Annotated in this window: 15 protein-coding genes and 1 tRNA gene; 9 read left to right on the top strand and 7 right to left on the bottom strand. The window is 66.6% G+C overall.

The genetic code is table 11. The features are described from left to right. The first annotated feature begins 267 nt into the window (after nt 1-267). The gene (locus KBW95_RS00195) at nt 268-2301 is read left to right on the top strand and encodes an ATP-binding protein (protein WP_211527217.1); all 2034 of its coding nucleotides are present in this window, start codon (nt 268-270) and stop codon (nt 2299-2301) included. Next, nucleotides 2301-4883 carry an EAL domain-containing protein gene (locus tag KBW95_RS00190; RefSeq protein ID WP_211523512.1) on the top strand — a complete coding sequence of 861 codons (2583 nt, stop codon included), beginning with the start codon at nt 2301-2303 and terminating at the stop codon, nt 4881-4883. The genes KBW95_RS00195 and KBW95_RS00190 overlap by 1 nt, the downstream gene beginning before the upstream one ends. Before the next feature lie 59 nt (nt 4884-4942). On the opposite strand, the gene thiL is transcribed toward KBW95_RS00190, so the two are convergent. Beyond that, a complete protein-coding gene (gene thiL / locus KBW95_RS00185; protein WP_211527216.1) occupies nt 4943-5923 on the bottom strand; it encodes a thiamine-phosphate kinase in 981 nt (326 codons plus the stop codon). Between the two features lie 220 nt (nt 5924-6143). Here thiL and KBW95_RS00180 point away from each other — a divergent pair, with 220 nt between their 5' ends. From KBW95_RS00180 to KBW95_RS00160, 5 genes are all read left to right on the top strand, one after another. After that, nucleotides 6144-8456 carry an NADP-dependent malic enzyme gene (locus tag KBW95_RS00180; protein ID WP_211527215.1) on the top strand — a complete coding sequence of 771 codons (2313 nt, stop codon included), beginning with the start codon at nt 6144-6146 and terminating at the stop codon, nt 8454-8456. 434 nt (nt 8457-8890) lie between these two features. Then, entirely contained in the window at nt 8891-9934 is a 1044-nt protein-coding gene (gene gmd, locus KBW95_RS00175) for a GDP-mannose 4,6-dehydratase (protein ID WP_211527214.1), read from the top strand. A gap of 1 nt (nt 9935) precedes the next feature. Beyond that, entirely contained in the window at nt 9936-10877 is a 942-nt protein-coding gene (locus tag KBW95_RS00170) for a GDP-mannose 4,6-dehydratase (protein WP_211527213.1), read from the top strand. Next, on the top strand, nt 10844-12028 hold the full coding sequence (locus KBW95_RS00165; RefSeq protein ID WP_373888731.1) for a glycosyltransferase family 4 protein: 1185 nt from the start codon (nt 10844-10846) through the stop codon (nt 12026-12028). Before KBW95_RS00170 ends, KBW95_RS00165 begins: the two co-directional genes overlap by 34 nt. 20 nt (nt 12029-12048) lie before the next feature. After that, nucleotides 12049-13194: a glycosyltransferase family 4 protein gene (locus KBW95_RS00160; protein ID WP_211527212.1), complete on the top strand. Its 1146-nt coding sequence runs from the start codon at nt 12049-12051 to the stop codon at nt 13192-13194. Between the two features lie 119 nt (nt 13195-13313). Here the strand turns inward: KBW95_RS00160 and KBW95_RS00155 are convergent, their stop codons facing one another. Together KBW95_RS00155 and KBW95_RS00150 are read right to left on the bottom strand one after the other, a co-directional pair. Beyond that, on the bottom strand, nt 13314-14309 hold the full coding sequence (locus KBW95_RS00155; protein ID WP_211523506.1) for a two-component system response regulator: 996 nt from the start codon (nt 14307-14309) through the stop codon (nt 13314-13316). Nucleotides 14310-14330: 21 nt separating this feature from the next. Continuing rightward, nucleotides 14331-17657 (bottom strand): MHYT domain-containing protein, encoded by a 3327-nt coding sequence (locus KBW95_RS00150; RefSeq protein WP_211527211.1) that lies wholly within the window; start codon nt 17655-17657, stop codon nt 14331-14333. A 214-nt stretch (nt 17658-17871) separates the two neighbouring features. Between KBW95_RS00150 and KBW95_RS00145 the strand changes: the two genes are divergently transcribed. Both KBW95_RS00145 and KBW95_RS00140 read left to right on the top strand, forming a co-directional pair. Then, complete coding sequence (locus tag KBW95_RS00145) at nt 17872-18675, top strand: ABC transporter substrate-binding protein (RefSeq protein WP_229429456.1); 804 nt, start codon at nt 17872-17874, stop codon at nt 18673-18675. Nucleotides 18676-19083: 408 nt separating this feature from the next. Then, nucleotides 19084-21981 (top strand): EAL domain-containing protein, encoded by a 2898-nt coding sequence (locus tag KBW95_RS00140; protein WP_229429454.1) that lies wholly within the window; start codon nt 19084-19086, stop codon nt 21979-21981. Between the two features lie 142 nt (nt 21982-22123). On the opposite strand, the gene KBW95_RS00135 is transcribed toward KBW95_RS00140, so the two are convergent. The 4 genes from KBW95_RS00135 to KBW95_RS00120 all read right to left on the bottom strand — a co-directional run bounded on the left by KBW95_RS00135 (nt 22124) and on the right by KBW95_RS00120 (nt 25192). Continuing rightward, nucleotides 22124-22208: transfer RNA gene (locus tag KBW95_RS00135), tRNA-Leu, on the bottom strand. Nucleotides 22209-22351: 143 nt separating this feature from the next. After that, nucleotides 22352-22819, bottom strand: a complete 468-nt coding sequence (locus KBW95_RS00130) for a hypothetical protein (protein ID WP_211523504.1) — start codon at nt 22817-22819, stop codon at nt 22352-22354. Between the two features lie 247 nt (nt 22820-23066). Beyond that, nucleotides 23067-24806, bottom strand: coding sequence for a glycosyltransferase family 39 protein (locus KBW95_RS00125; RefSeq protein WP_211523503.1), 1740 nt, complete (start codon nt 24804-24806; stop codon nt 23067-23069). Between the two features lie 116 nt (nt 24807-24922). Then, nucleotides 24923-25192 carry a type B 50S ribosomal protein L31 gene (locus tag KBW95_RS00120; protein WP_211523502.1) on the bottom strand — a complete coding sequence of 90 codons (270 nt, stop codon included), beginning with the start codon at nt 25190-25192 and terminating at the stop codon, nt 24923-24925. Nucleotides 25193-25358: the final 166 nt, after the last annotated feature.

Raw genomic sequence — 25358 nt, 5'->3', positions numbered from 1 at the left:
TCGAATACCGCTAGCCCCTCGGCGGCGCGGCCGCATCCGCTTGGCACAATAAAATGTTCCGTGCGACATGATGCCCGGCCGTGCTGCTATGCTGGACGCCTGCTGGGCGCGCCTCGGGGAGGGCGTCCTTTCCCCGTTTTTTGTAGGACCTGAGAATGCCGCACGCCTTGATCGCGCGAAGCCAAGCCGGGCCGCCACGGCCGTGAAGATCCCTGTCGCTGTCCCGTCGCGGTCCGCGCGCAGGCCCATGCTCGTCCTGGAGGGAGCATGAGCCGCCAGGGATCGATCCGCAAGAAGCTGGCCACGGCGGTCATGGCGACCACCTTCGCCGCGCTGCTGGTCTCGATCGCGATCGTGGTCGGCTACGACCTGCGCAGCTACCACCGCGCGCTCCTCAACGACCTCACCACCCAGGCCGAACTGGTGGGCCACATGACCTCGGCCGCGCTGACCTTCGACGATCCGCGCCTGGCCAACGAGAACCTGGCCCTGCTGCGCACCCGTCCCCTGGTGCGCGCCGCCGCCATCTACGACGCCGGGGGCGAGCTGTTCGCGTCGTATGCGGCCGCCGGGGAGGGCCGTCCCGCCCCCCAGCGCCTGGACGAAGCGACCGCGAAGAGCGCCGAGGGCGAGCTGGTGGTCCGGCAGCGCATCGCCGAGAACGGCGAGCAGCTGGGCACCGTGGTGCTGCGCGCCGAGAGCGGGCTGGCGCAGCGCTTCATCGACTACCTGGCGATCGGCATCGGCGTCACCCTGCTGGCCATGGCCGTGGCCTGGCTGCTGATGTGGCGCCTGGGGAAACGCCTGACCGCGCCCTTGAGCGCGATCACCGGCATCGCGCGCGAAGTGGTGGCCACGCGCGACTACTCGCGCCGCGCGCCGCGCAACAGCGACGACGAGGCGGGCGAGCTGGCCGACTCCTTCAACGCCATGCTGACCGAGATCGAGCAGCGTACCCGCGAGCTGGAGGATTCCAACAGCGCCATCGTGCGCGAGGCCCAGGAGCGCACCCGCGCCCAGCAGGAAGTGATGCGCCTGAACGAACAGCTCGAGCAGCACGTCGACGAGCGCACCATGCAGCTGGCCCTGGCCAACGCCGAGCTGGCCAACGCGATCGAGGAAGCGCGCAACGCCAACCAGGCCAAGTCGGCCTTCCTCTCGTCCATGAGCCACGAGCTGCGCACCCCGCTCAACGCCATCCTCGGCTTCGCCCAGATCCTGACCTCCGACACCCTGCCGTCCACCCTGGAGCAGAAGAAGGAATTCGCAAACCACATCCTCAAGTCCGGGCGCCACCTGCTCACCCTGATCAACGAGATCCTCGACCTGGCCAAGGTGGAGTCGGGCACCGTGACCCTGTCGATGGAGCCGGTGGCGCTGAGCGACACCCTGCTCGAATGCCGCACCATGGTCGAGCCGATCGCCTCCGGCCGCGGCGTGCGGGTGCTGTTCCCGGACGTGGCCGGGGCGGTGGTGCTGGCCGACCGTACGCGCCTGAAGCAGGTGCTGCTCAACCTGCTCTCCAACGCGGTCAAGTACAACCGCGAATCGGGCGCGGTGGTGCTGACCTGCGAGCAGACCGCGCCCGCGCGCCTGCGCCTGTCGGTCCAGGACACCGGCCAGGGCCTGTCGGCCGAGCAGGTGGCCAGCCTGTTCCAGCCCTTCAACCGCCTGGGCCAGGAGGGCGGGAGCCAGGAAGGCACCGGCATCGGCCTGGTGGTGACCAAGCGCCTGGTGGAGCTGATGGGCGGCCAGATCGGCGTCAGCAGCAGCCCCGGCGTGGGCAGCGTGTTCTGGATCGAGCTGGCCACCACCGCGCCGCTGGCCTCGGCCCTGCCGGAGGGCGGCCAGGAGGTGCGTGCGGCGGCGCCGGCCGCGCCGATGGAGGGCGAGCCGCACCTGCTGCTCTACGTCGAGGACAACCCGGCCAACCTGCGCCTGGTCGAAGAGATCGTGCGCTTCCGCCCCGACCTGCGCCTGCTGTCGGCGCCCGACGGCCACATCGGCCTGCAGCTGGCGCGCGCACACCGCCCCGAAGTGATCCTGATGGACCTGAACCTGCCCGGAATGAGCGGGATCGAAGTGCTGCGCCAGCTGCGCACCGATCCCGAGACCGCGGCGATTCCCGTGATCGCCCTCACCGCCAACGCCATGCCGCGCGATATCGAGCGCGGGATCGCGGCGGGCTTCCACCGCTACCTGACCAAACCGATCGACATCGACAAGTTCACCGAAGCGATCGACAGTACGCTGGCGCACCTGCATGGACGCGGGGCCCAGGCCGAAAGGAAGGAAGTTTGATGATTTCCCTGTCCGACATCCGGCGCGCCCACATCCTCGTCGTCGACGACGAGCCTGTGAACGTGCAGCTGCTCGAGTACCTGCTCAAGACCACCGGCTACGAGAACGTGTTCAGCACCAACGACCCGCGCCAGGTGGTGTCGCTGCACCTGAAGCACCGCTTCGACCTGATCATCCTCGACCTGCACATGCCCGGCATGGACGGCTTCGACGTGATGGAGGCGCTCAAGCCGCTCGAGAGCGATTCGTGGCTGCCGGTGCTGGTGGTGACGGCGGAGCCGGACAAGAAGCTGGCGGCGCTGGAAGCGGGGGCGCGCGACTTCATCGGCAAGCCCTTCGACACGGTCGAGGTGATGACCCGCATCCGCAACCTGCTGGAAGTGCGCCTGCTGCACCGCGAATCGCGCGACTACGGCTCCCAGCTCGAGCGCGAGGTGCGCGAGCGCACCGCCGAGCTGGCGCGCTTCCGCGGCGCGATGGACGCCACCCCGGATGCGATCTTCCTGATCGACACCGCCAGCATGGCGACGGTCGACGTATCGGACGGCGCCTGCCGCATGCTGGGCTTCTCGCGCGACGCGCTGATGCGCATCGATCCGGTGGCCCTCGGCCTGGCGTCGCGTACGCAGATCGAACGGCTGATGGGGCACACCGGGCATGCCGAGGGGGAGGGCAAGGAAACCGACATCGTCGAGACCGAGCTGCTGCGCGCCGGCGGCGAGGGCTCGGTGCCGGTCGAGATCAGCTGGAAGCTGCAGGACCTGGGCCACAGCCGCATCCTGATCGCGGTGGTGCGCGACATCAGCGAGCGCCTGCACGCGGCCGAGCGCCTGCGCCACGCGGCCAGCTACGACGCCCTGACCGGCCTGCCCAACCGCACCCTGTTCTTCGAGAACCTGGGCGCGGCCATCGACCTGGCCAAGGACAAGCGCTGGCGGGTGGCGGTGCTGTGCATCACGCTCGACCGCTTCAAGGTGATCAACGATTCGCTCGGCACCGCGCTGGGCGACGAGCTGCTGCGCCAGTTCAGCACCCGCCTGGTGCGCAGCGTGAAGATGCGCGAGCTGGTCGGACGCCTGGGCGGCGACGAGTTCGCGCTGATCCTGACCATGCAGCGCGACCAGCAGGAAGCGGTGAACGTGGCTAACGAGATCCGCGAGACCTTGCGCGCGCCCTTCGACCTGGACGGCCAGCAGGCCGCGCTCACGGCCAGCATCGGCATCGCCATGTACCCGGACGACACCAGCGATCCGGGCGCCCTGGTCAAGTACGCCGACGCCGCCATGGTGCGCGCCAAGGAAGCGGGGCGCGACGGCTACCGCTTCTTCACGGCCGGGATGAACGTGCAGGTGCTGGCGCGCCTGGACCTGGAACTGGCCCTGCGCGGCGCGCTCGAGGACGGGCAGTTCGTGCTGCACTACCAGCCCAAGCTGGAGCTCAACACCGGGCGCATCTCCGGCGTCGAAGCGCTGCTGCGCTGGCACCGGCCGGGTTATGGGCTGGTGTATCCGGCGGAGTTCGTGCCGGTGATGGAAGAGACCGGGCTGGTGGTGCGGGTCGGCGAATGGATCATCGACGAGGCCTGCCGCCAGATGGCGGAATGGAACGAGGCCGGGGTGCGCGACGTGCGGGTGGCGGTGAACGTGTCGAGCCGCCAGTTCGCCGAGGGCGACCTGGAAGCCACAATCCGCGCGGCGCTCGAGCGCCATGGAGTGGAAGCGCACCAGCTGGAGCTGGAGCTGACCGAGAGCGCGCTGATGGTCAATGCCGAGCACACCACCGAGGTGCTGCTGAGCCTCAAGCAGCTGGGCATCCGGGTGGCGATCGACGATTTCGGCACCGGCTATTCGAGCCTGGCCTACCTGAAGCGCTTCCCGATCGACAAGCTCAAGATCGACATCGCCTTCGTGCGCGACATCATCAACAACCCGGACGACGCGGCGATCGCGCTGGCCATCATCAGCATGGCGCACAGCCTGCACATGCAGGTGATCGCCGAGGGCGTGGAATCGCGCGCCCAGATGGCGTATTTGCGGCGCCACCATTGCGACGAGATCCAGGGCTTCCACTTCTCGCGCGCGCTGCCGGCCCCGGAGCTGGGCCAGCTGGTGCTGGACAACCGCGCCCAGCCCGACAAGATGCCGGCGACCGAGGACAAGGTCCAGACCCTGCTGGTGGTGGACGACGACGTGAATGTGCTGACGGCCCTGCACCGCCTGTTCCGGCGCGACGGCTACCGCGTGCTGACGGCGGCCACGCCGACCGAGGCCTTCGAGCTGCTGGCGCTGTACCGGGTGCAGGTGATCCTGTGCGACCAGCGCATGCCGGTGATGAGCGGGACCGAGTTCCTCAGCAAGGTCAAGGAGATGTATCCGGAGACGATACGCATCATCCTGTCCGGCTATACGGGCGTGGAGACGGTGCTGGATTCGATCAACCGCGGGGCGATCTACCGGTTCTATACGAAGCCGTGGAACGATGCCCAGCTGAGGGACAATATCCGGCATGCGTTTCGCCATTACTGGCTGACGTATGGGCCGTTTGATGACCGGAAGGTGCCGAGGGAAGGAAATGAGCAGTGAGACGTCATTCGTCGGCCCGCTCCCTCAGCCGAGTCCCGGGACGACGCTGGTTGAGGTGACTATGGGCTGGTAAAGTGGTCCCAGCCACGCAAGCCCACATCCAGAGGCGCTCCGTCCGCATCCACCAGCCGCAGTCCCGCCTCCGCCTCGATCCTGCCCACCCGCGTCACCGCCGTCCCGCTCTCCCTTCCCGCCTCCAGCACCGCCTCGCGATGCTCCGCCGGCGCCGTGAAGCACAGCTCATAATCGTCCCCGCCCGCCGCCGTGAAGCGCCTGCGCAGCGCAAGCGCCTGCCGCGCCAGCACCGGCCCCGCCGGCAGCGCATCGACATCCAGGGTCGCGCCCACCTGCGAGGCGGCGAGAATATGCCCCAGGTCCCCCACCAGCCCGTCCGAGATATCCAGCGCCGCATGTGCCAAAGGCGGGGCAATGGGCCCGCGCGCCAGCGCCAGTCCCAGCGCCACGCGCGGCGACGGCATGTGCATCCTCAGCGCCGCCTGCTCGTGCAGGGAAGGATCGAGCTCCAGCTCCTTCCAGTACCCCGCCAGCGCCAGGCGCGCATCGCCCAGGGTCCCGGAAATCCAGATGTCGTCGCCGGGCCGCGCCGCCGCGCGCCGCAGCGCGTGGCCGGGCCTCAGCTCGCCGAACACCGTGATGCAGATATTCAGCGGCCCCTTGGTCGTATCCCCGCCGATCAGCTCGCAGTCGAAGGCATCGGCCAGCGCGAACAGCCCGGACGAAAACCCTTCCAGCCAGGCCGGATCGGCCTTGGGCAAGGCCAGCGCCAGGGTAAAGGCAACAGGCCGCGCGCCCATGGCCGCCAGGTCCGACAGGTTCACGGCCAGGCTCTTGTGGCCGAGCATGCGGGGATCGGCGCCGGCGAAGAAATGGCGGTCTTCCACCAGCATGTCCGAGGAGATCGCGATCTGGCGTCCGGGAGCAGGGGCCAGCAGGGCGCAGTCGTCGCCGATGCCCAGCACCGCGCGTCCAGGCCGGCGGCGCTGGAAATAAGTCTTGATGAGGTCGAATTCGGAAAGCATGGCCGCGATTGTACCGCCGCCTCGAACACGCCTGCGATACCAGGACCGGTATGGAAAACTTGCACCCGGTAATCGCTGCATCGGATTTGCCGATGAGCAGTCGGAATATATTTGCTCAGATTATGAATGCCGGCTTGACTTGTTGAAAATACGTAGCCCTTGACAACTTTGCCTCTGCTAGAATTGGAGGTTCCCCTCTAGTATCAGGAAGGCTGCCCAGATGGACTCGTCATCGGACAAGAAAGAAGAATTACGTCAACAACTGCGTACGGCAGCACTCGAATATCACCAGATTCCCCGCCCCGGCAAGATCAGCGTGACCCCCACGAAGGGCCTGCTGAACCAGCGCGACCTGGCCCTGGCTTACTCGCCGGGGGTGGCCGCGCCTTGCGAAGAGATCGTCAAGGATCCGGCGAACTCCTATAAGTACACCGCGCGCGGCAACCTGGTCGCCGTCATCTCCAACGGCACCGCCGTCCTCGGCCTGGGCAATATCGGCCCGCTGGCTTCCAAGCCGGTCATGGAAGGCAAGGGCGTGCTGTTCAAGAAATTCGCCGCCATCGATGTCTTCGACATCGAAATCAACGAAAACGACCCGGACAAGCTGGTCGACATCATCGCCTCGCTCGAGCCCACTTTCGGGGGCATCAACCTCGAGGACATCAAGGCGCCGGAGTGCTTCTACATCGAGCGTAAACTCCGCGAGCGCATGAAGATCCCGGTCTTCCACGATGACCAGCATGGCACCGCGATCATCGTCGGCGCCGCGATCATCAACGGCCTGAAGGTCGTCAACAAGAACATCAAGGAATGCAAGCTGGTCGTGTCGGGCGCCGGCGCGGCCGCGCTGGCCTGCCTGGACCTGATCGTCGACCTGGGCTTCCCGATCGAGAACATCTTCGTCACCGACCTGGCGGGCGTGGTCTACAAGGGCCGCACCGAGCTGATGGACCCGGACAAGGAACGCTTCGCCCAGGACACCCCGCACCGCTCGCTGGCGGAAGTCATCCCCGGCGCCGACATCTTCCTCGGCCTGTCGGCCGGCGGCGTGCTGAAGCAGGACATGGTCGCCAGGATGGCGCCGAACCCGCTGATCCTGGCCCTGGCCAACCCGAACCCGGAAATCCTGCCGGAAGACGTGAAGGCCGTCCGCAGCGACGCCATCATCGCCACCGGCCGCTCGGACTACCCGAACCAGGTCAACAACGTCCTGTGCTTCCCCTACATGTTCCGCGGCGCCCTGGACTGCGGTGCGACCACCATCACCCGCGAAATGGAAATCGCGGTGGTGCATGCGATCGCCGATCTGGCCCACGCCGAGCAGTCGGACATCGTGGCCTCGGCCTACGGCATCACCAACCTGTCCTTCGGCCCGGAATACCTGATCCCGATGCCTTTCGATCCGCGCCTGCTGACCCACATCGCTCCGGCGGTGGCCAAGGCGGCGATGGACGGCGGCGTCGCCACCCGCCCGATCGCGGACCTGGCTGCCTATGCCGACAGCCTGCAGCAGTTCGTGTACCGCAGCGGCACCTTCATGAAGCCGCTGTTCCAGATCGCCAAGAGCGCCCCGGCGGAGCTCAAGCGCATCGTCTACGCCGAAGGCGAGGACGAACGCGTGCTGCGCGCGGTGCAGGTGGTGGTGGACGAGAAGCTGGCGCGCCCGATCCTGGTCGGCCGTCCGGCGGTGCTGGAAAAGCGCATCGAGAAGTTCGGCCTGCGCCTCAAGCTGGGCCAGCACGTCGACGTCATCAACCCGGACTTCGACGAACGCTACCGCGACTACTGGCAGACCTACTACCAGATCGGCATGCGCAAGGGCGTGACCATCGACATGGCCAAGCTGGAAATGCGCCGCCGCCACACCCTGATCGGCGCCATGATGGTGCACAAGGGCGATGCGGACGGCCTGATCTGCGGCACCTACGGCACCACCCAGATGCACCTGCAGTACATCGACCAGGTGCTGGGCAAGCGCGCCGGTTCCAACGTCTATGCGGCGATGAACTTCCTGATCACCCAGGACCGCCAGCTGGCCATCGTCGACACCCACGTCAACGAGAACCCGAACGCTGCGGAACTGGCCGAGATCACGGTCATGGCCGCCGAGGAGATGGAACGCTTCGGCATGTGCCCGCGCGCGGCCCTGCTGTCGCACTCGAACTTCGGCACCGCCAACAGCGAGTCGGCGCAGAAGATGCGCGCCGTCCTGCCGCTGGTGCAGCAGATGAAGCCCGACCTGGAAATCGACGGCGAGATGCATGGCGACACCGCGATCGAAGCCAAGGTGCGCGTCAAGATCATGCCGGATTCGAAGCTGACCGGCGACGCCAACCTGCTGGTGATGCCGAACATCGACGCCGCCAACATCTCCTACAACCTGGTCAAGAGCGCCGCCGGCAACGGCATCGCGATCGGCCCGGTGCTGCTGGGCTGCGCCCGTCCGGTCCACATCCTGACGCCCTCGTCGACCGTGCGCCGCATCGTCAACATGACCGCGCTGGCCGTGGTCGACGCCGTCTCCCAGCGTTAATCCCCCGGCCGGCCAGGGCCGCGCCTGGTGCATTTTGTTGCAGTGCATCAGGCGCGGGCCTGGCCGGCCGCGCCTCCTTCCCTCTTCCCGCCGCACGCCTTGCTGCCTGTGTTTGCAGCAATATTTCTGGGCTTCACTCTGCCGGCGAATAGCCGCCACCCCGCTTTCCTTTAAGTAAACCCTATTTGTTTATTGCGCTGCATCAAGCGATATGTCGCGTGCACGTCGCAAGTCGTCGGATTTTTGTCGCGCTCACAATACACCCGTAACAATCGGTAAGCGCATGGGGTAACCTAAGGATTCAAAGGGCATAATGTACAGATGAGTGTTGTTTTATTAACACGATTTCTATTGTGCAAGGGTCTCGCGACCTTCCTTGCTAGAATCGGCTCGACAGCGTCCGCACCCGTGAGACAACCACGAGAACAACGAATATGCACACTACGAAAAGAGCCCTCATCACCGGGATTACCGGCCAGGACGGCGCCTACCTGGCGCAGCTGCTCCTCGAAAAAGGCTATCACGTCACCGGGACCTTCCGCCGCTGCAGTTCGGTCAATTTCTGGCGTATCGAGGAGCTGGGCATCGCCTCGCACCCGAACCTGCAGCTGGTCGAGTACGACCTGACCGACCTGTCCTCGAGCGTGCGCCTGGTCGAAAACAGCCGTCCCGACGAGGTGTACAACCTGGCGGCCCAGAGCTTCGTCGGCGTCTCCTTCGAGCAGCCGGTGGCCACCGCCTCGATCACCGGCATCGGCGCCGTCAACCTGCTCGAAGCGATCCGCATCGTCAACCCGAAGATCCGCTTCTACCAGGCGTCGACCTCGGAAATGTTCGGCAAGGTGCAGGCCATCCCCCAGCTCGAGAGCACCCCTTTCTACCCGCGCAGCCCCTATGGCGTCGCCAAGCTGTACGCGCACTGGATGACGGTCAACTATCGCGAGTCCTATGGCATGTTCGGCTGCTCGGGCATCCTGTTCAACCACGAATCGCCGCTGCGCGGACGTGAATTCGTCACCCGCAAGATCACCGATTCGGTGGCCAAGATCGTGCTGAACAAGCTCGACGTGCTGGAGCTGGGCAACCTGGACGCCAAGCGCGACTGGGGCTATGCCAAGGAATACGTCGAAGGCATGTGGCGCATTCTCCAGGCCGACCAGCCCGACACCTTCGTGCTGGCCACCGGCCGCACCGAGACCGTGCGCGACTTCGTGGCCATGGCCTTCAAGGGCGCCAACATCGCGATCGAGTGGAGCGGCAGCGGCGAGGAGGAAGCCGGCCACTGCGCCCGCACCGGCAAGCAGCTGGTGCGCGTGTCGCCCAAATTCTATCGTCCGGCCGAGGTCGATCTCCTGATCGGCGACGCCGGCAAGGCCAGGCGCGAGCTGGGATGGGAGCCGAAGACCACCCTCGAAGAGCTGTGCCAGATGATGGTCGACGCCGACCTGCGTCGCAACGAACTGGGATTCTCCTTCTGATATGGAACGCGTGGCCACGGACGACATTCCCGTCTTTCTCGGCGGGCGCGAAGGCGAGGGGCGGCGCGCCCTGATCACCGGCCTGCGCGGCTTTACCGCGCGCTACCTGGCGCAGGAACTCACTGCCGCCGGCTACCGCGTCTACGGCACCGTGATGCCGGGCGAGGAACTCGGCCCGGACATCTATCCGGTCGACCTGCTCGACCGCGCCGCCCTGGCCGAAGTGATCGACAAGGTCCAGCCCGACATGGTAGCCCACCTGGCCGCCATCGCCTTCGTGGCCCATGCCAACGCCGACATGATCTACCGCGTCAACGTGGTCGGCACGCGCAACCTGCTGGAGGCGCTGGCCGCCGGCCGGCACCGTCCGACCAGCGTGCTGCTGGCCTCCTCGGCCAACATCTACGGCAACGCCAGCGTCCCCGTCCTCGACGAGAACGTGCCGCCGTCCCCGGCCAACGACTACGCCGTCAGCAAGCTGGCCATGGAATACATGGCGCGCCTGTGGATGGACAAGCTGCCGATCACGATCGCGCGTCCCTTCAACTACACCGGCATCGGGCAGACCGAAAATTTCCTGCTGCCGAAGATCGTGTCGCATTTCCGCCGCGGCGAGCGCCGCATCGAACTCGGCAACCTGGCGATCGCGCGCGATTTTTCCGACGTGCGCATGGTGGCGCGCAGCTACCGCCGCCTGCTGGCCGTTGCGCCCAGCAACGAAGTCTTCAATGTCTGCTCGGGCAGCTCGCATTCGCTGGCCGAGCTGATCGAGATGATGAGCGGGATCGCCGGCTACCGCATCGACGTGCAGGTCAATCCGGCCTTCGTGCGCGCCAACGACGTGCTCCAGCTGACCGGCAGCAACAGCAAGCTGACCGCCGCGATCGGCCACCTCAACCCGACTCCCTTGTGCGATACGCTGCGCTGGATGTACGAAGCCTGATCGCTGGCAGCCTTAGCGTAGGACTCGGAACGACCAAGATCGAACCGGGGCTCACTGGCGGCCACCTGGACGGCATCGGGGTCTACACCCGGGCGCTGCTGCAGAACCTGCCGCGCACCGGCTGCACCGTACAGCCGTTCTCGTGGCCGCGTCCCGGCCTGCGCCGCGCTGGGCAGGGCGGCCAGGGCATCAGCATCGGCACGCCGATGCCGCAATCCTTCGAGAAAGCCTCGTTCATCGACCTGGCTACACCCGGCGCGCACCGCGTGCACATGCCGGTCGACGTGTTCCACGCGACCGACTACCGCATCGTGCGCATGGATTGCCCGGTGGTCGCCTCCCTGCACGACGCGCTGCCGATCAAGTATCCCGAATGGTGCAACCCGCGCCTGCGCGGCGTGAAGAACTGGCTCCAGCGCAAGGCCGCCGCCAAGGCCGACCATGTGATCGCGCTCTCGCACTTCGCGATCGACGAACTGGTGGAGTGCTTCGGCGTCGACGAGCGCCGTGTGTCGGTGGTGCCTTGCGGGGTGGACGACGAATGGCTGGAGACGCCCGATCCGGCCGCCGTGGCCGCCACCCTTACGGCCAATAAACTGCAACCCGGTTATTTCCTGACTGTCGGCACGCTGCAGCCGCGCAAGAACATCGGGCGCCTGATCGACGCCTGGCTGATGCTGCCCCCAAGCATGCGCGCCGAACGCGCGCTGGTGATCGTGGGCGTGCGCGGCGCGCGCAGCGAGGAACTGGTGGCGCGCATCGCAAGCCTGCAGGCAAGCGGCGAGAACCTGGTCTGGCTGAATAGCCTGAGCGATCACCAGGCCCTGCGCCATGTGTACGCGGGGGCGGGCGTGTTCGTGTTTCCTTCGCTGTACGAAGGCTTCGGCATTCCCGTCGTGGAAGCCTTCGCCTCGAAGCTGCCGGTAGTGGCCTCGAACGCCAGCTCGCTGCCGGAAGTAACGCAGGGAGCGGCCCTCGACGTCGACCCATTGAGCGCGGGCGAGATCATGGAAGCCATGCGTACCCTGGCCCAGGATGGCGCCGTGCGTGCGCGCTGCATCGCCGCCGGCCGCGTGCGCGCGGAGCAACTCACCTGGCAGAACACCGCACGATTGACCCTCGATGTCTATCGTGCGGTGGTATCCCGTTAATCCGCAGTAATCTTAAGCCCATGCGTGTCCTTCACTTCTACAAAACGTATTTCCCGGACTCGATGGGTGGCATTGAACAGGTCATCCGTCAGATGTGCGTCAGTACCGGCCGCGTGGGCGTCAGCAACACGGTGCTGTCGCTGTCGCGGCACGACCGGCTGGTGCCCTTCGAGTTCGAGGGGCACATGGTCCATCGCGTGCCGCAGAATGCGGAAATCGCGTCCAACGCCATCTCGCTGCAATCCATCGGCGCGCTGGCGCGCATGGCGCAAGAGGCGGACGTGGTGCACTACCACTTCCCCTGGCCCTTCATGGACCTGGCGCATTTCATGGCGCGGGTGAACAAGCCGACGGTGCTCACCTACCACTCCGACATCGTGCGCCAGCGCCACCTGCTGCGCCTGTACGCGCCGCTCAGGGACCGCTTCCTGAACACCGTCGACGCCATCGTCGCGGCCTCGCCGAATTACCTTGCCTCGTCGCCGGTGCTGGACCGCTACCGCGACAAGACCAGCGTCATTACCTATGGCCTGGACAAGAGCACCTATCCGCAGGCGGACCCGGCCCGCCTGGCGCACTGGCGCGCGCGCCTGGGCCCGAAGTTCTTCCTGTTCGTGGGCGTGCTGCGCTACTACAAGGGCCTGCACATCCTGCTGGAAGCGGCGGCCGGCCTGGACTACCCGATCGTGATCGTGGGCGCGGGCCCGATCGAGCACGAGCTCAAGCAGCAGGCCGCGCGCCTGAAGCTGAAGAACGTGGTCTTCCTGGGCGCGCTGGACGACGCCGACAAGGTGGCGCTGCTCACCTTGTCGTATGCGCTGTCCTTCCCCTCGCACCTGCGCTCGGAAGCCTTCGGCATTTCGCTGCTGGAAGGCGCCATGTACGGCAAGCCGATGATCTCCTGCGAGATCGGCACCGGCACCACCTACATCAACATCGACGGGGACACCGGCATCGTGGTGCCGCCGTCCGATCCGCAGGCGTTGCGCGTGGCGATGCAAAGGCTGTGGGAGAACCCCGAGATGGCGCGCCAGATGGGGCGGCGCGCCGAGATGCGCTACCAGGAATTGTTCACGTCCGAGAAGATGGCCGCGAACTACCTGTCGCTCTACGAATCGCTGGCGCCGCGGCGCGTGCGGGTACGCCTGGCGCGCGCGCAGGCCTGATCCGCCAGCCGGACCAAGCGTAGGGTGGACGGCTTGCCGTCCACGCGCTCAACGGCGCCGGCACAGCGGCGAATGATCAACCGGTACGTATCGCCGCGTGGACGGGAGACCCGTCCACCCTACTGTTGTTCCGCCCAGCGCAGCCTGATCGCCCGGATCGCCGGCATCTGTTCGATGAACAGGTCCACCAGCACCGGATCGAAATGCTTTCCCTTTTGCTGGCGCAGGAAGTCGATCGCTTCTTCCTCGCTCCACGCCTTCTTGTAGGGACGCACCGAGGTGAGGGCGTCGAACACGTCGGCGATCGCGCAGATGCGCCCTTCGAGCGGAATGGCGTCGCCCTTCAGGCCGTTGGGATAGCCGCTGCCGTCATACTTCTCGTGGTGGGTCAGCGCGATGTTGCGCGCCAGCCCCAGCATGCCTCCGCTATGCTCGCCGATGATCTCGGCGCCGATGTTCACGTGGCTCTGCATCACCTTCCATTCTTCCGCGTCGAGCGGGCCGGGCTTCTGCAGCACGCGGTCGGGGATGCCGATCTTGCCGACGTCGTGCATTGGCGCCGCGTGCAGCAGGTCGTCGGCTTCCTGTTCGGTCATGCCGGCCGCGATGCCGAGCACGCGCGAAAAGTGGCTCATGCGGATCACGTGCAGGCCGGTCTCGTTGTCCTTGTATTCGGACGCCAGGCCGAGGCGCTGCACGATCTCCAGGCGGCTCGCGCGCAATTCCTCCATGCGCACCAGCGACAGGTGGGTGCGCACGCGGGCGCGCACGATCGGCGGGCTGACTGGCTTGGTGATGTAGTCCACCGCGCCGGCCTCGAAGCCTTCGACCTCGTCGTCGGTGTCGGTGAGGGCGGTCACGAAGATCACGGGGATCGCGGCGGTGCCCGGATGCGCCTTGAGCGCCGCGCACACTTCATAGCCCGACATCCCGGGCATCATCACGTCCAGCAGGATCAGGTCGGGCTGTTCCTGGCGCGCCAGGTCGAGCGCGCGTGCGCCGTCCTTGGCGAACAGCAGGCGGTAGTGGTCCTGCAGGATCTGGCGCAGCAGCGCCAGGTTGCTGGCCTCGTCGTCGACCGCGAGGATCAGCGGTTTGTTGGTCGGTTGGGTCATGCCGAAAATTCCTGGATTACTTTATTCCCTGATCGCGGCCAGCACGCTTTCGAGCTGCTGCATGGCGAGGTCGAAATCGAAGTCGCCGATGGCGGTGCGCACCTGGGCCACGCGCGGGGCGCAGGCATGGCCGGCCAGGGCGGACGACAGGCCGGCCAGCGCGCCGTCGTCGAGCGCGCCGCGGCGCAGGGCCTCGAGCAGCACGCCGGCCGCACGGCGCGCGCGCGCCAGGTCGACCGTCTGTTCCGCCGCCTCTTGAAGCGGCTGGGCGCCGTTCGCGCCGCCGGTCCGGATGGCGGCGAGCGCCTCGGCGACGGCCCTGGCCGAGGCTTCGAGCGCGGCCGCCGCCTTCTGTTCGTCGGTCGGCAGCGCATTGGTCGCATGTTCGAGCTGTCCGAGGGCGTCGGACAGCTGTTCCAGGCCCACGTTGGCCGCCACGCCGCGCACCTTGTGGGCCAGCATGCGCAGTTCCTGGTGCTCGCCGCCGGCGGCGTGCAGGCGCAGCGTCTTGTCCAGTTCCGCATACTGGCGGCTGAAGTGGTCGAGCGCTTCCAGATAGGTGTCTTCCTTGCCGCCCCAGCGATGCAGGCCGGCGTGGCGGTTCCATACTTCGCGCACCATGCCCGGGATGCTTGCCGCCGCGCTGTCCGCGCACTGCTGGGCGATGCCGAGCACGCGCGCGATCTCGTGCGACAGCGCGAACCAGTCGACCGGCTTGCTGGCGAAACCGTCCATGCCGGCTTCCACGCTGGCGCTGCGGTGCTCGGCCAGCACGCTGGCGGTCATCGCGATCACCGGCACGCGCCGGCGGCTACCGGCTGCTTCGTGGGCGCGGATCGCGCGCGTGGCCGACAGGCCGTCGAGCAGCGGCATCTGGAAGTCCATCAGGATCACGTCGAAGTCCTGCTTCGTCGCCAGCTCCACCACGGCGGCGCCGTCGCCGACGCCGGTCATGATGTGGCCGCGGCGCGCCATCAGGAGCTGCAGCAGCTCCAGGTTCTGCGGCACGTCGTCCGCCGCCAGCACGCGCAGCGGCGGCAGCACCGCGGCGCTGCGCACGCGCGGCGCCTGCTGGGCGAAGCGCGCCAGCACCAGCGGCACGCGCACGTGGAAGGTGGTGCCCTTGCCGACTTCGCTCTCGGCCCAGATCCGGCCGCCCATCAGCTCGACCAGCTGCTTGCAAATGGTGGTGCCCAGACCCGTGCCGCCGAAGCGCCGGGTCATCGAGGCATCGGCCTGGGTGAAGGGATCGAAGATCGCGGCCAGGCGGTCCTGGGCGATGCCGATGCCGGTGTCGACCACCGCGATGCACAGCTGGTCGCCTTCGGCGCGCACCTTCAGGGTGACCGAGCCCTTGGCGGTGAACTTGATCGCGTTGTCGATCAGGTTGGTGAGCACCTGGCGCATGCGCAGTTCGTCGCCGCGCAGGCCGGTCGGCAGCGCCGGGTCGTACTGGATGTCCAGGTGCAGGCCCTTGGCGCGCGCGTTCGCCGCCAGGGTCGAGGACAGCTCGTCGATCAGCGACAGCAGGTTGTAGTCGTTCTGCTCAAGCTCGACCGCGCCTTTTTCCAGCTTGGCGGTGTCGAGGATCTCGTTCAGCAGGCGCAGCAGGGACTTGCCGGCGTTGCGGATGGTGTCCAGGTGGCGCCGCTGCTGGGCGTTCAGTTCGCCGTCCAGCAGCACGTCGGTGAAGCCCAGGATCGAGTTCATCGGCGTGCGGATCTCGTGGCTCATGTTGGCGACAAATGTAGCGCGCGCCGCGGCGGCCTGCTCGGCCTTGTCCTTGGCTTCACGCAGCGCTTCTTCCATCTGGCGGCGCTCGGTGATGTCGAGGATGACGCCGTCCAGCCAGCGCACTTCGCCTGCATCGTCGCGCACGCCGGTGCCGTTCTCCCACAGCCAGCGCACGCTGCCGTCGGCGTTCAGCACGCGGTATTCGACCAGGTAGTGCAGGTCCCCGCGCATCGCGGCAGCGATTGCGTCGTTGACGCGCACGCGGTCGGCGGCGTGGATCAGGCTGTCGAAGGTGCGGCGCGGGGGCATGCCAATGAATTCACGCGCTGGATAGCCCGTCACACGTTCTATGGCATCGCTGATGAAAACCATGGGCCAGCCCGGTTCGAGCGTGCAGCGGAAGGAGATACCGGGGATGTTGCCGATCAGTGAGCGGAACTGCTGTTCGCTGGCGCGCAGCGCCTGTTCCATCGCGCGGCGTTCGCTGATGTCGGTGACGAAGCCGACGAACAAATCCTGGTCGCCCAGCTTCGCGTGGCCGATCGAGCGCCGCACCGGCACCAGGCTGCCGTCCTTGCGCTTGGCCATGACCTCGCTGCTGCGCGCGAAGGAATCGAGGCTGCCCTGGCGCAGGATGCCGAGCAGGCCGTCCTTCTCCGCGTTTTCCTGGTCGGCGATCAGGAGGTCGATATGGCGGCCGATGATTTCGTCGCGGCGCCAGCCGAAGATGCGTTCGGCCGAGGCGTTGAATTCGTTGATGTGGCCCTTGCGGTCGATGGTGACCACGCCGTCGACGGTGGTGGTGAGCAGGGCGCGCATCCAGGCTTCGCTGCGCGAGAGGTCGAGGAACATCTGGCGGTAGCGCAGCAGGCCGTTGGCGGCCAGCACGAACAAGGTGAAGGCAACGGTGATCACCGTGATCGCCAGCGCCAGGAAGTCGCTGTTGACGTGCCCCTGGCTGCCCGGCGCGACGCGGCCGATGAAGCGCGCGGCCGCCATGCCGGTGTAGTGCATGCCGGCGATGGCGCAGCCCATCACGACCGCGGCCAGCAGCAAGCGGCGCGATTCGGACATCGACTGGAAGCGCGACAGGCCCGAGCGCACGCCCAGCGCCAAGGTGGCCAGCACCACCGCGACCACGATCGACAGGCCGAACATCAGCGGATCGTAGTGCAGGCTCAGGCTCATGCGCATGCCCGCCATGCCGGAATAATGCATCGCGCCGATGCCGGCGCCGACCAGCACGCCGCCGGCCAGCAGGCCGCCGAAGCCCAGGCGCGGACGCGCAATCAGGGACAGCGCCACGAAGGAGGCGGCGATGCTGGGCAGGGCGGACAGGATGGTGGTCAGCTCGTCGTAGTCGACCCGCGTGCACAGGTTAAAGGCCAGCATGCCGATGAAGTGCATCGCCCACACGCCGGCGCCCAGCGCCAGGCTGCCGGTGGCCAGCATGATCGTGCGCTGCGCGCGGCTGGCGCTGGCCTGGCCCGCCATCTGCAGGCCCATCCAGGAAGAAAAGATCGCGACCAGCAGCGACAGTACGACCAGGCGCGGTTCGTAGATGCCATAGGTCAGCAGGGACGAGTCGTCCGGAACTGAAAATATTTGCAACATAGGAAGGCGGGCGGCTTGCACGATGCCCATTGGATGAGCTGGTCAGTATCGCATTTTCGTTTCGGAAAGTCTTCTTGATCATCGGAATGAAGCCGTGTCAAACGCGGGACTGTGGCGGGCGCGCCACCTTCCGCGCTATGCACTGTGGGAAATCCGGGCCGGCTGGTATGCTTGGTTGGCAGTCTTCCAAAAGGTAGAGAACCAGGGTGCGCATTTGAACAGAACCGTTATCGCCGTCACTGCGCTGGCGCTGCAGGCGGCGCAAGCGATGGCCGCCGCGGCTCCCGGCAGTGCGCCGGAGGCGGGCGCGCGTCTGTACATCACGACCGAGCAATCGGGGACGTCCAGCATGCTCGACAAGGGGCGTGTGGTCGGCGTCGCCACCGACAAGGTGCGCGAGGCGATGCAGCGCGCCGGCGTGGCGCACACCATCGACCTGCTGCCCTGGAAGCGTGCCTATGCCGCGGCGCTGCAGCGTCCGGACGCCTGTGTTTACTCCACCACCCGTACTCCCGAGCGCGAGCGCCTGTTCAAGTGGGCCGGCCCGACCGACGTCGGCCAGTGGGTCCTGATGGGGCGCGCCGACCGCGAATGGAACCTGGACAACCTGGAGCAGGCGCGCAAGCTGCGCATCGGCACCTACCACGGCGATGCCCGCGACCAGTTCCTGCGCGAACGCGGCTTCCAGGTGGACGCCGCCTCGAACGACCTCATGAATCCTCGCAAGCTGATGCTGGGCCGCATCGACCTGTGGGCGGCCAGCGTGCGTTCCAGCGAGACCGTGCTGAGCCGCTACGGCTGGGACAAGCAGATCGTGCCGGTGCTCGTGTTTAACCGGATCGAAGTCTACCTGGCCTGCAATCGCGCGGTGCCGGATGCGGTGATCGACCGGCTCAACGTGGCGTTCGCCGAGATCGCCAGGGATGGCACCGGGAGGCGCATCGAGCGCGCATACGACAACTCGGGGACGGCGGGGAATGCGACGGCGGCGGTGAATACGCCGGCGGGCAAGCGCTGAGCGTTCCAGGCCGGCTCCCTCCACATCGACTCCTCCCATCCGCGCACATTCCAGTCCCGCGCCGGCCGCCGGGCGGAGGCAGCACGCCAGCCTTCTGCGTTTTCCACCACGCTCTGGTAGTCTTGCACCGTCGCTATGATGACGAAATATCAGTTTACCGATTAACAAGCGCGCCGGATCAGCCATCCGGACTGGGACGGACACGCAGTCTTCGAGGAAGGTCATGCAGATGTCGATGTGGATCGCTGCGGTGGAGGGACGGAAAGCGGGAAGGGGGCATGGGCCGCTGTGCTTGATAAAGCCATCTAGCCCGTTCGCATGAGCCGCATGCCGCCATCGTCCCCCGGTCTATCCTGCCACCCCGGCCGCCCATGGTCTTGTGTGCGCGCGCTCGTCGGCAAACTGCTGTTGTCCCTCCTGTTGGCAGTCTCCTCCCTCAGTGCGTCGGCGGCCCCGGAAAAGGAACTGCGGGTCGGTGTCTACAGCAACCAACCCAAGCTGTTCGTCGACGACAAGGGCCAGGCTTCGGGCATCCTGGTCGAGCTGTTGCAGGAAGCCGCCAAGGACGAGAACTGGCGTCTGCACTTCGTTCCCTGCGAATGGGCGGGCTGCCTCGCCATGCTCGAGCGGGGCGACATCGACCTGCTGCCCGACGTCGCCTATTCCCCCGAGCGTGCCAGGCGCTTTGCCTTCCACAATGTCCCGGCACTGATCAGCTGGTCCCAGCTCTACGGCGGCGAGGTCAAGGCCGTTTCCCTCCTCGACCTGAAAGACAAGCGGGTGGCGGTATTGGAGGGATCGGTGCAGGCGGCATTCCTGCAAAACCTGACGGACACTTTCGGGTTGAATACCAGCTTCGTGCAGACGTCCTCGTACGACCAGGCCTTCCAGCTGGTACGCGAGGGCAAGGTGGACCTGGCCGCCGCCAACAAGTACTACGGCGACCTGCGGGCGTCCCACTTCGGCCTGCACGATACTCCCATCGTGTTCCAGCCGGCGCGCCTGTTCTATGCCGCCCGGCCCGGCGCCCAGGGCGACGTGCAGGCGGCGCTCGACCGCCGTCTTGCGGCATGGCAAGCCGATCCTGAATCCGTGTATTTCGGCATCCTGAAGCGCTGGCAGCTGCAGGCGCCCGCGCAGGCCATCGGCGCGCGCTTTTTCTGGCTGCTGGGACTGGCCGCGGTGCTGCTGTCGGCTGCGTCGGCTGCGGCACTGCGCTTTCGCCGCCAGGCGCGGACGCGGGCGCGCGAATTGCGCGACACCGAGAACAAGCTCTCGGCCATCCTGGACAGCGTCGATTCGCCCGTCTACATCAAGGATGCCGATTTCCGTTACCTGTACGCGAACGGGGCGCTGTGCCGCCTGGTGGACCGGCCGGCCGCCGAAATCATCGGCAAGGACGACTTCGAGCTGTTTGGCCCTGAACTGGCCGCCACCCTGCGTGCGCATGACGCCCTGGTAATGGAGGACAAGGAGCGCAGGGTGTTCGAAGAGGCGGGGCCCAGCATGAAGGACGGGCAGCGCATCTATCTGTCGACCAAGGTGTCGCTGGCGCTGGAAAGCGGCGCGGCGCGCTACCTGTGCGGCATCTCGAGCGATATCACGGCCCGCAAGCAGATGGAGGAATCGAACCGCCTGGCCGCCACCGTGTTCCAGTCGCACGAGGGCATGCTGGTGCTGGGGCCGGACCATGCGATCGTCGACGCCAACCAGGCGATGTGTGCGATGAGCGGCTATGTGCTGTCCGAGCTGCTGGAGTCGCGCACTCTGCCTTTCCTGCTCACCCGGGACGGACGCGGCCTGGACGCCCCTTTCTGGGACCTGCTGGCGGCCCAGCACAAATGGCAGGGAGATGCATGGGGCCAGCGCAAGACCGGCGGCCTGTACCCGGCCCTGCTGTCGGTGAGCGCCGTACCCGACCAGGCGGGGCGCATCGCCAACTACGTGTGCACGGTGTCGGACATCACGGAACTGAAACAGACCCAGGAGCGTAACCTGCGGCTGGCCTTTTACGACGAACTCACCGGCTTGCCCAACCGCAGGCTGCTGTTCGAGCGCATCCAGGCCTGCCTGGCGGCCAGCGGCGACGCGGCCCAGGCCGGCGCCTTGCTCTTCCTCGATCTCGACAACTTCAAGGACCTGAACGATACCCGTGGCCATATCGCCGGCGACCAGCTGCTGCAGCAGGTGGCGCGGCGCCTGGAAGCTTGCGTGCGCGCCAATGACACCGTAGCCCGCCTCGGCGGCGACGAATTCGTCGTCATGCTCGACGCGATCGGCGCCAGCGAAGAGGAGGCTCGGCTGCACGCCGAGATGCTGGCGGAGAAAGTGCTGGCGGCCTTGGGCGCGCCCTACGATATCGGCGGCATGGCGCATCACGCCAGCTGCAGCATCGGCATCACCCTGTGCACGCACCGCGACGAATCGCTCGACATGCTCATGAAGCGCGGCGACCTGGCCATGTACCAGGCCAAGGCCGACGGGCGCAACACCTTGCGCTTTTTCGAGCCCTGGATGGAGCAGCGCATCCGGCAGCGCATCCAGCTCGAGGCCGAATTGCGCCACGCGCTGCACGCCGGACAGCTGGAACTGTTCTACCAGCCACAGGTCGAGGAAAGCCGTGTCGTCGGCGCCGAGGCCTTGCTGCGCTGGCGGCATCCCGAGCGGGGGCTGATCGGCCCCGTCGAGTTCATCGGCGTGGCCGAGCACACGGACCTGATCCTGCCGATCGGCGGCTGGGTGCTGCGCGCGGCCTGCGAGCAGCTGGTCCGCTGGAGCAGGACGCCGCACAGCGCCCACCTGACAGTCGCAGTCAACATCAGCATCCGCCAGCTGATGGAGGACAGCTTTGTGCGGGACACGCTGGAGGTCATCGCCGCCACCGGCGCCGATCCGTCGCGGCTGAAGCTGGAATTGACGGAATCGATGGTCATCGATCGCGTCGAGGAGACCATCGACAAGATGGAGCAGTTGCGCCGCCGCGGCGTCTGCTTCTCGCTCGACGACTTTGGCACCGGTTATTCGTCCCTGGCCTACCTCAAGCGGCTGCCGCTCGAGCAGCTGAAGATCGACCGTTCCTTCGTGCGCGATATCCTGGTCGATCCGAACGACGCCTCGATCGCGCGCAGCGTGGTCGCGCTGGCCCAGGCGCTCGGGCTGTCGATCATCGCCGAAGGGGTCGAGACCGAAGCCCAGCATGCCATGCTCAGGGAGCTTGGCTGCCACCGTTATCAAGGCTATTTATTTGGCAAGCCTGCGCCTGCGGAGGCGCTGGATGCGATGCTGGTCGAGGGATTGCCGCAGTAGCGACGCGGTACTGGCTCGCCATGGCGATCTGCCACGCGGGCTATGGGCTGGCGTTCGATGCTGCGGTGCAGGGCAACAAAAAACCCACGCTCTCTCGATGAGAAACGCGGGTTCTGGTGTGGTGCATATTGCTACAAGGATTTGGTGCCTCCGGCCGGAATCGAACCGGCACGCCTTTCGGCGCTTGATTTTGAGTCAAGTGCGTCTACCAATTCCGCCACAGAGGCCCAATAGCAGGCGCGCATCTTAGCACATGCCTTGCGCGACTGACCAGTACGAGCGTGAATTTTGACCGTGGCGCATGGCCATACGGCGTGCTCGTACTGGGCGCCGGCCCCCGGCAGGCGCTCAGCAGGCACTTGGCGGGCACTTAGCGGGCAATCCTGTGCTGGAGCAGGCGCAGGCTGCCGACCGGCCCGATCACTTCCAGCGCATGCGGCAGCACCGCCACCGTGATCGCGCCTTCCTGCTGGCGCAGCCAGGGGCGCGGGCGGTAGTAGCTGATGCGTTCGCTGTCGTCCGCGCTCTTGCGGTAGCCCAGGGCGGACATGGCTTCGTCGAGCGTATTGATCATGTAGCGGGCGTCGAAACGGGTCTGCATCTCGAAGCGCCCCGGCCCCAGCATGCAGACCGGCAGCACGCCGCCGAGCAGCGCCGGCAGCACGATGTAGGCCAGGGGCGTCCCGGGGTCAATCAGGTGCAGCGCCAGCATCAGCAGGGGCAGCCCGGCCAGCAGGGTCAGGGCCCAGGGCAGCGATTGCCGCCAGGTAGCGAGGCGGCGCAGGTAACCCGGCCGTTGATGGACGCGCACAATTTCAGAAAACGTAACGCTTTTCATGATCGTCTCCTTGCTGCGTGCTTGAGGACCCGGGTCAGGGCCCGGTCGGGATCATCCGGCGGCTACGACCAAATCATTGTGACCATCGCCGCTGGGTACGAATTGAGACCGCTCAAACGCGCCAATTGTTGGAGATAGGTTCTCATATCGCGCCATGGAGGCGCGCACTGGTGGCGCGATTCAACAAGTGTGGACGAAAAAAAAGCCGCACGGACGAGCCGTGCGGCCTGGGTATGGATGAGAACGCTCAGCGGTCGCGGCGGAACAGGCGGAAGCGCTCGTCGCGGTCCGAGGCGCGCCGGCCTTCCCACAGGGGGACCGGATTGCGCACTTCGTACTTGCGCATCATCTCGCGGTCGTCGCGCGTCTTCACGCTGTCGCGCAGCAGCACGTAATCGCATGCGCCGCTGGCCATGGTGGCGAAGGGCAGGCGGCCGTAGAAGGCCAGCGAGGCGCGCTGGGCCGGGCCGACGTTCGTGTCGATGCAGCTGCCGCCGGCGCCGTTGCCGGCGTCGGCCGGCAGGCGTGCGGCGATCTGCTGGGCCACGCCGGCGTAGCTCTTGCTGTAGTTGAGGTCGGGCAGGAACAGGGTCATCAGGAGCACCCACAGCAGGATCAGGCCGCCAGAGGACAGCACCACGGCGCGCCACAGCACCGAAGGCTGGCGCGACAGGCGCCACTGCACCAGCATGATCCAGCCGATGCTGGCGGCGGCCGCCACCACGAAGGCGACGATGCCGACTTCCGGCTTGAAGCCCGGCACCAGCTTGAGCGCGTTCTTGGCCAGCTGGGCCGGCCAGCCGGTCAGCTTGGCGATCCAGAACAGCCACACGAAGGCGCCCAGGATGGTCAGCACCATCACCGAGAACCAGTCGATGGCGTTGATCGCGCCGCGCTTCATGGTCGGCAGGCCGAAGGCGGCCATCAGGGCCAGCGGCGGCAGCATCTTGAGGAAGTCGCCGTTCTCCGGCGCCGGGTCGCACAGCTGGAGGGCGGCCAGGGTGGCGAAGAAGAATACCGGCAGCACGATGTGCAGGAGCTTCTGCTGGCGGCGCCAGGCCCACACGGCCCACAGCGCGAACGGCCAGGCGGGCCAGAAGAACCAGACGCCGATGCGGAAGAAAGCCTTCAGCGAAACCAGGCTGGGCAGGCCGATCTGCTCCCCGTTCCAGGCCAGCCAGTCGCCCACCGGCGACATGCCGTAGGGCTGGGCCAGCGAGGCCGGCAGGATCCACACCAGGGTCAGGCCGAACGCCACGCCCAGCGCGATCGCCAGGTGGCGCAGGGTGGCCGCGACCGGCAGCTTGAGGTAGCGGGTGCAGGCGAACAGCGCCAGCACCAGGGCCAGCGGCGCCAGGAAGCCGCGCGTCAGGGTCAGGGCGCCCAGCGACAGGCCGACCAGCACGGCGTTGCGGGTGCTGGTGTGCTCGACGTAGCGCACCGCGCGGTACAGGAAATAGGCGAGCAGGGCGCCCTGCAGGGTGGGCGCCAGGGTCAGGTGGCTTTGCAGCAGCAGGCCAAGGGAGCCGAGGTAGATCAGGACCGCGGTGTCGCCCAGAGTGCGGCCGTAGTCGTCCGGTTCGGGCTGGCCGCCGAAGGCCAGGCGCAGCGGCTGGGCCTCGGCGCGGCGGCCCAGGTGGAAGGCGGTGTACCAGAGCGACATGGCGCCCATCACGAAGATGCCGATGGTCGAGACGCGCGCGGCCAGCACGTCGCCCAGGATCCAGCCGAACAGCTTGATGCACAGCGCACCCAGCCAGAAGGCCAGCGGGCCCTCCTCGGGGCTGGGCAGGCCGGAGACGTTCGGATACAGCCAGTCATTGAGGCCGCCATGCGCCATGGTCCACATGATGCCGAAGCTGCCGGCGTCCTCCTTCCACAGATCGCGGCCGATCAGCCCGGGCAGGATGTACAGCATGCCCAGCGCGAGCAGGGCCCAGCGGGGCAGCGCCAGGGTGGCGGCGGCGGGAAGGCGGACTGGTTTCATCGATAAGTCTGATGTTTGGGAAATAAGCGCGTAGTATAGCCGCGAAAAAAAAAGAAGCCGGGGAGGCCGGCTTCTTTTCTGGTAACCCGGATCGCTCCGGGCGGGTGCCCGGCAGATTAGCCGTTGGCGACCGAGGTCTTCGAGCCGACCGAACCGAACTTCTGGCGGAACTTCTCGACGCGGCCAGCGGTGTCGACGATCTTGTGCTTACCGGTGTAGAACGGGTGCGATTCAGCCGACACCTCGATCTTGACCAGCGGGTAGTCTTTACCTTCGAAGTTGATGGTTTCGCGGGTAGCGATGGTCGAACGGGTGATGAACTTGAAATCGCACGACAGATCGTGGAACACGACTTCGCGGTAATCCGGATGGATATCGGTCTTCATAATATTGCCTCTGATTAGTTTGGTAGCCAAAAGGCACTTCGTCGGTCGCACTGCTTCTTGACCCGATTGCCGATCACTTGCCAGGGGTTGACTGAACCGGCGATTATAAGGCGGTTTGGCGATCGAGGCAACCGAGGTGCGGGTCAGTGTTGCAATAGAGAAAACA

Source organism: Massilia sp. ZL223 (assembly GCF_018119395.1).
Classification (GTDB): domain Bacteria; phylum Pseudomonadota; class Gammaproteobacteria; order Burkholderiales; family Burkholderiaceae_D; genus Telluria.
The sequence above is the reverse complement of the archived record's forward strand: the minus strand, read 5'-3'. Positions and strand labels throughout refer to the sequence as shown.